Below are 10,841 nucleotides of genomic sequence, written 5' to 3'. Positions count from 1 at the left end.
CCGGCGGGCGCCAGCCGGTCGGTCGTCGTCGACCGGCCCGGAGTCCATCGGCTGGTGCGCGGCGCCGAGCCCGTACCGGGGCCCGGTGAGGTACGGGTACGGGTCGCCGCCGCCGGGATCTGTATGAGCGACCGCGAGCTGTACGACGGCCGGCGCGACGCGGCCCATGTGCGCTATCCGGTGGTGCCGGGACACGAGTGGGCGGGCACCGTCGATCTGGTGGGCGAGGGAGTGGATCCGGGACTGTCGGGCCGCAGGACGGTCGCCGAGGGCTTCCGCGCCTGTGGGACCTGCGCGCGGTGCCGTACGGGCGAGACCTCGCTCTGCGACCGTGGATACGACGAGACCGGCTTCACCAGGCCCGGCGCGTTCGCCGACCATGTCGTCGTGCCCGTACGGCTGTTGCATCCGCTGCCCGACGGCGCGGATCTGCGTGCCGCCGCGCTGCTGGAGCCGGCCGCGGTGGTCGCGGCTGCCGTACGGTCGGGCCGGCCGGAGCCGGGCGAGCGGATCGCGGTGGTGGGAGCGGGCACGCTGGGGCTGCTCGCCGTACAGCTTCTGGCCGCCTTCTCCCCCGGCGAGCTGACGGTGATCGATCCGCGCACCGAACGGGCCGCCCTGGCAAGGAAGTTCGGCGCGACCGAAGCGGCCACGGCGGCGGAGGCCGAGGAGCTGCGCGGGCGGTACGACCTGGTGGTGGAGACGGCGGGCGCTCCGAGCACGGCCGCCTCCTCCTGTCTGCCGGCGCGGCGCGGCGGCCGGGTGGTGCTCACCGGGATGTTCACGCCGGGCGCGCGCGGTATCGATCCGGTGCATCTGTCGCTGAACCAGCTCACGGTACGGAGCGTGTTCGGAGCGCCGTCGGCCGCCTGGTCCTTCGCCGTGCGGGCCTTCACCACCGGCGTGCTCACTCCGGGACCGCTGGTGACGCATGAGTTCCCGCTGGAGCGGTACGGCGAGGCCGTGGCGCTGGTCGGCGGAGGCGAACCGGGCACCGGAAAAGTGCTGCTCGTCCCCTGACCGGCCGCCGCTCCGGCTCCAGACAGGCCCGGATCCGGACGGGCCCGGACCAGCCCGGACCGAACCGGCCCGGCCCGGCAGCACACCGTATCCACACACGCCCGCCATCCCGAACCACGTTCGGCATACCGAACATTCACCAACACCCGACGTGCCCACCGAACCGAAGGACTCGTCCGTGACCGAAGCATCAGCCCCCGCCCACCGCCGTCCCGGCGAGCAGGCGCTCGCCACGCTCGGCCTCGCCGCGCCCGACGACAATCCGGCGGACGCCTCGCCGCACACCTTCCCAGACGGCGGACTCTGGCGCACCGAGATCCCTTCCGTCGAAGGACCGGAGAGCCTCTCCGTCGTCCTCCAGGAGTCCGACCGCCTCGGTGTACCGATTCACCGGGTCAGCCAGGGCAGCGGCGTCTGGATGCTCTCCGACGCCGAGATCACCGAGATGGCCGACGCCTGCGCGGCCCGCGCCGTGGAGCTGTGTCTGTTCACCGGACCGCGCGGGACCTGGGACACCGGCGGCTCGACCCGTACGGACTCCGGCGGCGCGGGACTGCGCGCCCGTGGCCACGGCGCCATGGCCGGTTGTGTCGAGGACGCCCTGCGCGCGACGGAACTCGGTGTGAGATGCCTGCTCGTCGCCGACGAGGGCGTGCTCTGGACTCTGCACCGGCTGCGGGCCCGAGGTGTGCTGCCCGCCGACACCACCTTCAAGGTCTCGGCGCTGGTCGGCCCGGTCAATCCGGCGTCCTACGCGGTGTTCGAGCGACTCGGCGCCGACTCGATCAATGTGCCCTCGGATCTCACACTCGCCCATCTCACCGAGATCCGCCGCGGCAGCCGGGCCCCGATGGACCTCTATGTGGAGGCGCCCGACGACCTCGGCGGCTATGTCCGGATGTACGAGACGGCGGAGCTGATCCGGCGTGGCGCGCCTCTCTATCTCAAGTTCGGGCTCTCGAAGTCGCCCGCCATCTATCCCTACGGCGCACAGCTCCGCGACGCCGCGCTGCGCAGTGCCCGTGAGCGGGTCCGGCGCGGCCGGCTGGTGCTCGATCTGCTCGTCCGGCACGGCGCCGACGGCGGGATGTCACCGCTCGGCTCCCGGCTGCCGGGACCGCTCAGCCGCTTTCCTCTCACCCAAGACAAGGACTGATGCCCCCATGCGTATCCGCCGTGCCCGCCGGGCCGCACTCGCCGTCACCGCCCTGTCCCTGGCGCTCTCCCTCGCCGCCTGCGGGCAGAACAGCGAGGGCGGCAGCAAGGACGAGTCGAAGGGCGAGGAGAAATCCACCGTCGGTATCGCGATGCCGACCAAGTCGTCCGAGCGCTGGATCGCCGACGGCGCGAACATGGTCGCCCAGTTCGAGAAGCTCGGCTACCGGACCGATCTCCAGTACGGCGAGGACGATGTCGCCCAGCAGGTCTCCCAGATCGAGAACATGATCACCAAAGGTGTGGACGTCCTGGTGATCGCGGCGATCGACGGCCGGGCCCTCACCGATGTCCTCCAGCAGGCCGCCGACCGGGACATCAAGGTGATCTCGTACGACCGGCTGATCCTGGGCACCGAGAACGTCGACTACTACGCGTCCTTCGACAACGAGCGCGTCGGTGTCCTCCAGGCCACGTATCTCATCGACAAGCTGGGTCTGAAGGACGGCGGCAAAGGCCCGTTCAGTGTCGAACTCTTCGCCGGCTCGGCCGACGACAACAACACCCGGTACTTCTTCGACGGCGCCTGGAAGACGCTCAAGCCGTACATCGACGCGAAGCGGCTCGTCGTCAGGAGCGGCCAGACCAAGCTGGAGCAGATCACCACACTGCGCTGGGACGGCGGCACCGCGCAACGGCGGATGGACGACCTGCTGACCAAGTCGTACGGCTCACGGCGCGTGGACGCGGTGCTCTCGCCGTACGACGGGATCTCCATCGGCATCCTGTCGGCGCTCAAGTCCGACGGCTACGGGACGCCCGCGAAGCCGTATCCGCTGGTGACCGGGCAGGACGCGGAGGTCGCCTCGGTCAAGTCGATCATCGCGGGACAGCAGACGCAGACGGTCTACAAGGACACCAGGGCGCTGGCCAAACAGGCCGTGCAGATGGCGGACGCCGTGCTCAACGACAGGAAGCCCGAGGTCAACGACGAGAAGACCTATGACAACGAGGTCAAGGTCGTTCCGGCCTATCTGCTGGATCCGGTCAGCGTCGACAAGTCCAACTACAAGTCGGTGCTCGTGGATTCCGGCTATCTCAAGGCGAGTGATCTGACATGACCACCGCGCCTGTCTCCGACCGGAGCGCTCCCGTCCTGGAGATGCGCTCCATCGTGAAGACCTTTCCGGGTGTCAGGGCGCTCTCCGATGTCAGCCTCACGGTCGCTCCCGGGGAGGTGCACGCGGTCTGCGGCGAGAACGGCGCGGGCAAGTCCACCTTGATGAAGGTGCTCAGCGGCGTTCATCCGCACGGGAGTTACCAGGGCGAGATCCTCTTCGAGGGCACTCCGTGCGCCTTCAAGGACATCAGGGCCAGTGAGGCCCGGGGCATTGTGATCATCCATCAGGAACTGGCCCTGGTGCCCTACTTGTCGATCGCCGAGAACATCTTCCTCGGCAATGAGCACGCCACCCGTGGGATCATCAGCTGGAACGAGACGCTGAAACAAGCGGCGGCGCTGCTGGAGCGCGTCGGGCTGCGTGAGCACCCGCAGACGCGGATCGCCGACATCGGTGTGGGCAAGCAGCAGCTCGTGGAGATCGCGAAGGCGCTCGCCAAGCGGGTGAAGCTGCTGATCCTGGATGAGCCGACCGCCGCGCTCAACGACCGGGACAGCGCGCAACTCCTGCGGCTGATGCTGGAGTTGAAGGACCAGGGCATCGCCTCGATCATCATCTCGCACAAGCTGAACGAGATCGCCGAAGTGGCCGACTCCGTCACGGTCCTCAGGGACGGCCGGACCGTCGAGACCCTGGACGTACGGGCGGGATCGGCCACCGAGGACCGGATCATCCGGGGCATGGTCGGCCGCGATCTCGACCACCGCTTTCCCGAGCGGACACCGTACGCGGGCGATCCGGCGGCGGAGCCCGCGCTCGACATACGCGACTGGACCGTCCACCATCCCATCGACCGGCAGCGCAAGGTCGTCGACGGAGTCTCGGTCCAGGTCCGCAGAGGCGAGATCGTCGGGATCGCGGGGCTGATGGGCGCGGGCCGCACCGAACTGGCGATGAGCCTCTTCGGGCGCTCGTACGGCTATGACATCAGCGGAACGGTCTACAAGGACGGCCGGGAGATCCGTACCCGGACCGTGCCGGAGGCCGTCGCGCACGGCATCGCGTATGTCACCGAGGACCGCAAGCGCTACGGGCTCAATCTCATCGACACCATCGGCAGGAACATCACGATGAGCGCCCTGGCCAAGGTGGCCAGACACGGTGTGGTGGACGAGCACGAGGAGACCCGGGTCGCCGAGTCGTACCGCGCGAGCATGAACATCAAGGCGCCGACCGTCTTCGAGCAGGTCGGCCGACTGTCCGGCGGCAATCAACAGAAGGTCGTCCTCAGCAAATGGATCTTCGCGGGTCCCGAGGTGCTGATCCTCGACGAGCCCACCCGCGGCATCGACGTCGGCGCGAAGTACGAGATCTACACCGTCATCGACCGGCTCGCCGCGCAGGGCAAGGCGGTTCTCCTCATCTCCTCCGAACTCCCCGAGCTGCTCGGTATGTGCGACCGCGTCTACACGATGGCGGCGGGCCGGCTCACCGGCGAGATCCCACGGGCGGAGGCGACACAGGAAGTCCTGATGCGCCATATGACCAGGAACACGAGGTAGTCGACATGACTCCGGTCACCACCGCACCACTGCTGGAGGCCGCGCGCCGCAATATGCGGCAGTACGGCATGCTCATCGCGCTCGGTCTGATCGTCGTGCTCTTCCAGATCTGGACCGACGGTGTGCTGCTCAAGCCGAACAACGTCACCAATCTGGTGCTCCAGAACAGCTATATCCTCGTTCTCGCCATCGGCATGATGATCGTCATCGTCGCCGGCCATATCGATCTGTCGGTCGGCTCGCTGGCGGCGTTCGTCTCCGCCGCGAGCGCGGTGATGATGGTCAAACACGACCTGCCCTGGGTGCCCGCGCTGGTCGTCGGACTGCTCATCGGCGCGCTCGCCGGAGCCTGGCAGGGCTTCTGGATCGCGTATGTCGGCATTCCGTCGTTCATCGTCACGCTCGCCGGGATGCTGCTCTTCCGCGGCGGTACGCAGATCCTCCTCGGCTCACGCTCGCTCGGCCCGTTCCCCGAGGGCTTCCAGAAGATCGCGACCGGCTATCTGCCCGAGTTCGGCCCGGTCACCAACTACCACAATCCGACGCTGCTGCTGGGGCTCGCGCTGCTGGCCGTGGCGGTGTTCCAGGAGATCAGGGACCGGCGCCGGCAGCGGGCGTACGAGCTGGAGGTCCTTCCGCGCGGACTCTTCCTGCTCAAGTGCGCGGGACTGGCGGCGGCCGTGCTCGCCTTCACCCTGACACTGGCCAGCTACCGAGGCGTCCCGGTGGTCCTGCTGCTGCTCGCCGCGCTGCTCATCGGCTTCGGTTATGTCATGCGCAACGCGGTCGTCGGGCGTCATGTGTACGCGCTCGGCGGCAACCGCGCCGCGGCGAAGCTGTCCGGCGTCAAGGACCGCCGGGTCACCTTCCTGGTCTTCGTCAATATGGGAGTGCTCGCCGCGCTGGCCGGAATGGTCTATGCGGCCCGGCTCAACGCGGGGGTGCCGCAGGCGGGCATCAACTTCGAACTGGAGGCCATCGCGGCCTCGTTCATCGGCGGTGCGTCGATGAGCGGCGGTGTCGGCACGGTGTTCGGCGCGATCATCGGCGGACTGGTGCTCGGCGTGCTGAACAACGGGATGTCGCTGGTCGGGATAGGCCCGGACTATCAGCAGGTCATCAAGGGACTGGTGCTGCTGGCGGCGGTGGGCTTCGACGTCTGGAACAAGCGCCGGGTGGGCGCCTAGACGAGACGCCTCAGGAATGAATACGCGCGGCGCCGCAGCGCACCTGAAAAGTGCTGCGGCGCCGCGCCCCCGTATTCCACTTACAGCTTGCGTGCCACGCCCGCGTATCCCGGGATGGGCTCGTCACCGGGGACCGGTACGACCTCTCCCAGCTCGGGACGCCAGTCCGTGGCCAGTGCGACGCCCGGTTCGACCAGCTCCAGGCCCGTGAAGAACGCGGCGAACTCCTCCCGTGACCGCAGAGCCAGGGTGAGCGCCCGCTTCTGGTACAGCTCACGTGCCTGGCCGGCGCTCTCCCGGTCGAAATCGCCCGTGGCATGGGAGAGCACAAGATAGCTGCCGGACGGCAGCGGGTCGAGCAGCCTGCGCACCAGTTCGTACGCGCCGTCCTCGTCCGAGATGAAGTGCAGCAGCGCGACGAGGGAGAGCGCGACCGGACGGTCCAGATCGAGGATCCTTCCCGCCGCCTCGATGATGGCCTCCGGCTCGCGCACATCGGCCTGGACGTACTCCGTGGCGCCGCCCGGAGTGCTGCGGAGCAGCGCCTCGGCGTGCCGGAGGACGATCGGGTCGTTGTCCGTGTAGACGATCCGGGAGTCGGGCGCGACCTCCTGGGCTATCTGATGCAGATTGGGCTCGGTGGGAATGCCCGTGCCGATGTCCAGGAACTGGCGCACGCCGGCGGTGGTGCCGAGCCAGCGGGTGGCGCGGTGCATGAACGCCCGGTTGACCCGTGCCATGTCGGGCCCCCGGGAGTCCAGCGCCAGTAACTGCTTCGCCATCTCCTCGTCCACCGGATAGTTGTCCTTGCCGCCGAGGAACCAGTCGTACACCCGGGCCGGATGCGGCCTGCTGGTGTCGATGGAATCGTTCCCGGTCATGTGCGCTCCATGAGTCTCAAGGTCGATGAGCAGGATCTGTGGAACACAGTGTCTGCGGAAGAACGGAGGACGGGCGAATCAGTGGATGTGGACGATGAGAAGTGAGAGCGGTGAGCGGTCGGTCAGGTGAGCAGGAAGTCGGCCTGACCCGCCTTCGCGCCCTGGATGAATGCGGCGATCTCGCTGGTGGTGTAGATCAGTGCGGGGCCGTCAGGGTCGGCGGACTGGCGCACCGCGACTCTGCCGTCGGCCAGCTTCATGGCCTCGATGCAGTTGCCGCCATTGCCACCACTCCACGGCTTGCGCCAGCCTTCGGCGCCGAGGTCGGCGGCCGGCATGCCGTTGTATATGGGATCCATTCACAGCTCCTTGCGGAGATCCCTGAGGATCTCCTTCGTGCGTTGTGCAGTTGCGGCCTGAGCCGCCATCCGGTCCATGACCTCCAGGTGGGTGGCCACTTCGGGACGTGCGTCGAGATAGACGGCGCCGGTCAGGTACTCGCTGTAGACCATGTCCGGCAGTTCCGGTTCGGCGAACCGGAAGATCACGAACGGCCCGTAGGTACCGGGATGGTGTCCGCTCGAGAATTCCGCGACTTGCAGGGTGACATTCGACAGGGCCGAGGCATCGAGCAGCCTGTCGATCTGCTCCCGCATGACGTCCGGACTGTCGCCGACCGGGCGGCGCAGTACGGTCTCGTCCATGATCACCCAGAATCTGGGTGCGTTGGTACGGGTCAGCAGTGACTGGCGTTCCATACGGAGCGCCACATGGCGTTCTATGTCCTCGGGCTGTGCCTGTCCCACTGCCCCCGCGTGCATGACCGACCGGGCGTACTCCTCGGTCTGGAGCAGCCCGGGAACGAAGTGCGGTTCATAGGCACGCAGCAGGGAGGCTGAGCCCTCCAGGCTGACGTACATACTGAACCAGTCCGGCAGGATGTCGTGGAACCTCTGCCACCAGCCGGGCTTGTTCGCTTCCTCGGTGAGCTCGACGAAGGCCTCGGTCTCGTCCTCGGGGATCCCGTATGCCCGCAGCAGGAGCTGTACATAGGGGATCTTGAGGGCGACCTCGGCGGTCTCCATCCGGCGGATCGTCGCGGGCGCCACCCGGAGAAGCTTGGCGGCCTCCTCGCGCTTCAGCCCGGAGCGCTCACGAAGATCTTGCAGACGTCTGCCGAGTACGACCTGACCCACGGTCGGGGCGGACCGCGGTTCACTCACTTTGGGTCCTCCCCACGCACGGTTACCAGCAGTCTGCCATGTCTGGGCCACGAAGAACACGGCACTCTGAAAAATTCAGAGTGCCCCTTGCCAAGTGTCGCCGACGGGTGGAGAGTGGATCGGTGAACCAGCTCACGCGGTTGTCGGGCTCTGCCATGGGAGAGTTTCGCGCTCGGCCGCTGCTCCCCCACCGTTAGGAATCGGTCGTGGCACCTGGTAAAGCGCTCACCCCCCCGCTCATAGCCGTGTGCCCCCCTGGCAACGTTGTCCGGCGTTACGGATTCCAGTTGCCTGCTCACGCAGAGTCAGTGGCCCGGGCGAGACAATTGATCCGCGACCGGCTCGCCCGATGGGAGATGGAGGAGGAGGCCCGCGACACCGCGGTGCTCGTCGTCTCGGAACTGGTCACCAACGCGATCGTGCACGCGGCCGGCGACCGTGTCGTCTGCGAGATACGTGAGGGCGGCGGCCGGCTGCGGATATCCGTGGAGGACCAGGGCTACGGACCGACAGGGCCGCAGCTCCACGACGCCGCCCAGGACGAGACAGAGGGCGAGGGAGGCCGTGGGCTGTTTCTCGTCGATTCCCTGTGCAGCGGCTGGGGAGCCCATGACACCTCGGGATACGGCCCCGGACGTGTGGTCTGGGCCGAACTCCCGCACGGAGAGCTGTCGCGCGGAAAGCTTTCGCATGGAGAGCTCTCGCATGGAGAGCTCTCGCACGGAGAACCGCTACACGGAGAACTGCCACACGGAACGGAGCAACCGTGCTGAGGACCGCACTGGACCGGCTCGCACGTGGCCTGCGCGACGGCCGCGATCTCGCGCCTCGTCGCGTCAAGCTGCCTCTGCCGCCCACGCTGCCGGCCTCGCTGGGCTGTGACGCGGTGGGCGTCCCGGCGGAGCACGGCTTCCGGCTGATGGCGCGGCTGCCCAAGAAGGGCTGTGTCTTCGCCGACGCCGAGTGGTGGTGGTGGATCGTGCCGGCGGGCTCCGATCTCGATCTCACCTGGCCGTCACCGGCCCGCTATGTATCGGGCACGACCGTCCCGGCGGCGCATCCGCGGCTGATCCACTGGCCCGAGGCGCCGACTCCGTACACTCCGCCGATCCCCTTCTACCTCATGGTCTGCCAGCTCACGGGAACGGCTCCGTCCTGGGACCCTCGGACGGAGCCGGGAACGGTCCCGGCGCGGCACTGACCTGACGGCGACCCGGACGAACGGGAGCTCTGCGACGAGCAGACGACAGCGGGCCCGGGTGAGGACCTGGGCCCGGACAAGAGCCCGGGTGAGGGCTCAGCCGCATGCCCGGCAGCAGGCGGCCGGGCCCTCATCCGACCACCCTGTCCCTCGCGCGACGCGCATCACATAGGCTCGGCCGCGAGATGAACACCAACCACACATCCCTCGGCCCCAAGGCCGACAAAGAGACGGTGCGCCGGCACAATCTGAGTCTTGTGCTGCGGGCGGTGCGGGACGAGGGAGAGGCGACCCGGGCCGGGGTGGCCGCGCGGGTGGGACTGACCAGGGCCGCGGTGTCGTCGCTGGTGGAGCAGTTGCTGGAGAGCGGGTTCCTCTCCGAGTCGGGCAAGACGTTCAGCGGACAGGCCGGGCGCCCCGGCACCGTGCTGAAGGTCACACGCTCCGGGCCCGCGGGTATCGGTGTCGAGATCAATATCGACTATGTGTCGGTGTGCGTGGTCGATCTGTCCGGCACCGACCGGGTCCGGCTCACCGAGCACATCGACAACCGCGGCGCTCTCCCGGCCGAGGTGCTGGCGCGTGGCGCCCGGATCGCGGCCCGTACGCTGGAGTCCGCCGCGGAGCAGGAGTTGATCCCTGTCGGGGTCCAACTCGCCCTGCCGGGGCTGGTGTCGGGAGGTACGGTCCGTCAGGCGCCGAATCTCGGCTGGAACCGGGTCCCGGCGGAGGAGCTGTTCGCGCGGGCGCTGGCGGAGCTGCGGCCCGATGTGCCCGCGCTGCCGGTGAGTTCGGAGAACGAGGCCAATCTCGCGGCGCTGGCCGAGCTGTGGTTCGGCGGGCTCGGACCACTTCGTACATTCCTCTATCTCACTGGCGAGATCGGTGTCGGCGGCGCGCTGGTGCTGGACGGTGAACTGCTGCGCGGCGCGCACGGGTTCGCCGGAGAGATCGGCCATGTGGTGGTCGACGCGAAGGGACCGCTGTGCCGGTGCGGTTCGCGGGGCTGTCTGGAGCAGTACGCGGGCCAGTCCGCGCTGCTGCGCGCGGCCGGCATCGACGAGAACTCGGGAGTACCGGGCGTCGCCGAGCTGGAACGCCGGGCGCGCGGCGGCGACGCACAGGCCGTGGCGGCCGTCGAACAGGCCGGAGTGATGCTGGGCCGGGTGCTGTCGGGCTCGGTGAACCTCTTCGATCCGGACGCGGTCGTGCTGGGCGGGATCTACCGCGAGCTGATGCCCTGGCTCTCCCCGTCGGCCGACCGCGAACTGACGGCCCGCGTGGTCTCCGGCCTCTGGCCCCGCGACAGCGGACGCCTACGCGCGTCATCCTCGGCAGGAGACGCGGCCCGAGGCGCGGCGGCCCTGGTGGTACGAGCGGTCCTGGCGGACCCGGTGGCCTACGTCCAACGAACCACGGACCGATAGCGCAGGTCACGGCCCGCGCCTACGCGCGTGACCGCCGCCCGCGGGGGCGCGGGTGGCGGTCACG

9 protein-coding genes and 2 pseudogenes are annotated in these 10,841 nt (G+C 68.6%); 8 read left to right on the top strand and 3 right to left on the bottom strand.

What is annotated here, in order from left to right; all coding sequences use genetic code 11:
- From GA0115259_RS22565 to mmsB, 5 genes and pseudogenes are all read left to right on the top strand, one after another.
- On the top strand, positions 1-1,020 hold a 1,020-nt coding region (locus GA0115259_RS22565), incomplete at its 5' end, for a zinc-dependent alcohol dehydrogenase (RefSeq protein WP_237540350.1).
- 178 nt (positions 1,021-1,198) lie between these two features.
- Positions 1,199-2,176: a hypothetical protein gene (locus GA0115259_RS22560; protein WP_093600200.1), complete on the top strand. Its 978-nt coding sequence runs from the start codon at positions 1,199-1,201 to the stop codon at positions 2,174-2,176.
- Between the two features lie 7 nt (positions 2,177-2,183).
- A complete protein-coding gene (chvE, locus tag GA0115259_RS22555) occupies positions 2,184-3,296 on the top strand; it encodes a multiple monosaccharide ABC transporter substrate-binding protein (RefSeq protein WP_093600197.1) in 1,113 nt (370 codons plus the stop codon).
- Between the two features lie 92 nt (positions 3,297-3,388).
- Positions 3,389-4,858: pseudogene (gene mmsA / locus GA0115259_RS22550) on the top strand (multiple monosaccharide ABC transporter ATP-binding protein); the annotation flags it as partial.
- Positions 4,859-4,863: 5 nt separating this feature from the next.
- Positions 4,864-6,045, top strand: coding sequence for a multiple monosaccharide ABC transporter permease (gene mmsB, locus GA0115259_RS22545; protein ID WP_237540348.1), 1,182 nt, complete (start codon positions 4,864-4,866; stop codon positions 6,043-6,045).
- A gap of 80 nt (positions 6,046-6,125) precedes the next feature.
- On the opposite strand, the gene GA0115259_RS22540 is transcribed toward mmsB, so the two are convergent.
- The 3 genes from GA0115259_RS22540 to GA0115259_RS22530 form a co-directional block, all read right to left on the bottom strand.
- Positions 6,126-6,926 carry an SAM-dependent methyltransferase gene (locus GA0115259_RS22540; protein ID WP_093600191.1) on the bottom strand — a complete coding sequence of 267 codons (801 nt, stop codon included), beginning with the start codon at positions 6,924-6,926 and terminating at the stop codon, positions 6,126-6,128.
- 122 nt (positions 6,927-7,048) lie between these two features.
- On the bottom strand, positions 7,049-7,285 hold the full coding sequence (locus tag GA0115259_RS22535) for a DUF397 domain-containing protein (RefSeq protein ID WP_066954884.1): 237 nt from the start codon (positions 7,283-7,285) through the stop codon (positions 7,049-7,051).
- Positions 7,286-8,149 (bottom strand): helix-turn-helix domain-containing protein, encoded by an 864-nt coding sequence (locus GA0115259_RS22530; RefSeq protein WP_093600188.1) that lies wholly within the window; start codon positions 8,147-8,149, stop codon positions 7,286-7,288.
- 206 nt (positions 8,150-8,355) lie between these two features.
- On the opposite strand from GA0115259_RS22530, the pseudogene GA0115259_RS22525 reads away from it, so the two are divergent.
- The 3 genes and pseudogenes from GA0115259_RS22525 to GA0115259_RS22515 all read left to right on the top strand — a co-directional run.
- Positions 8,356-8,814, top strand: a pseudogene (locus tag GA0115259_RS22525) (ATP-binding protein); the annotation flags it as partial.
- A 101-nt stretch (positions 8,815-8,915) separates the two neighbouring features.
- Entirely contained in the window at positions 8,916-9,350 is a 435-nt protein-coding gene (locus tag GA0115259_RS22520; protein ID WP_093600182.1) for a hypothetical protein, read from the top strand.
- 185 nt (positions 9,351-9,535) lie between these two features.
- Positions 9,536-10,777: an ROK family transcriptional regulator gene (locus GA0115259_RS22515; RefSeq protein ID WP_093600179.1), complete on the top strand. Its 1,242-nt coding sequence runs from the start codon at positions 9,536-9,538 to the stop codon at positions 10,775-10,777.
- The last annotated feature ends 64 nt before the right edge of the window (positions 10,778-10,841 follow it).

Origin of the sequence: Streptomyces sp. MnatMP-M17, from assembly GCF_900091995.1 — a bacterium.
Taxonomy (GTDB): domain Bacteria; phylum Actinomycetota; class Actinomycetes; order Streptomycetales; family Streptomycetaceae; genus Streptomyces.
The sequence above is the reverse complement of the archived record's forward strand: the minus strand, read 5'-3'. Positions and strand labels throughout refer to the sequence as shown.

What these genes read in the sequence shown, in the direction of transcription:
- chvE (WP_093600197.1), top strand. Translation starts at nt 2,184, where the DNA reads ATGCGTATCCGCCGTGCCCGCCGGGCCGCACTCGCCGTCACCGCCCTG.
- mmsB (WP_237540348.1), top strand. Translation starts at nt 4,864, where the DNA reads ATGACTCCGGTCACCACCGCACCACTGCTGGAGGCCGCGCGCCGCAAT.
- GA0115259_RS22540 (WP_093600191.1), bottom strand. Translation starts at nt 6,926, where the DNA reads ATGACCGGGAACGATTCCATCGACACCAGCAGGCCGCATCCGGCCCGG.
- GA0115259_RS22535 (WP_066954884.1), bottom strand. Translation starts at nt 7,285, where the DNA reads ATGGATCCCATATACAACGGCATGCCGGCCGCCGACCTCGGCGCCGAA.
- GA0115259_RS22515 (WP_093600179.1), top strand. Translation starts at nt 9,536, where the DNA reads ATGAACACCAACCACACATCCCTCGGCCCCAAGGCCGACAAAGAGACG.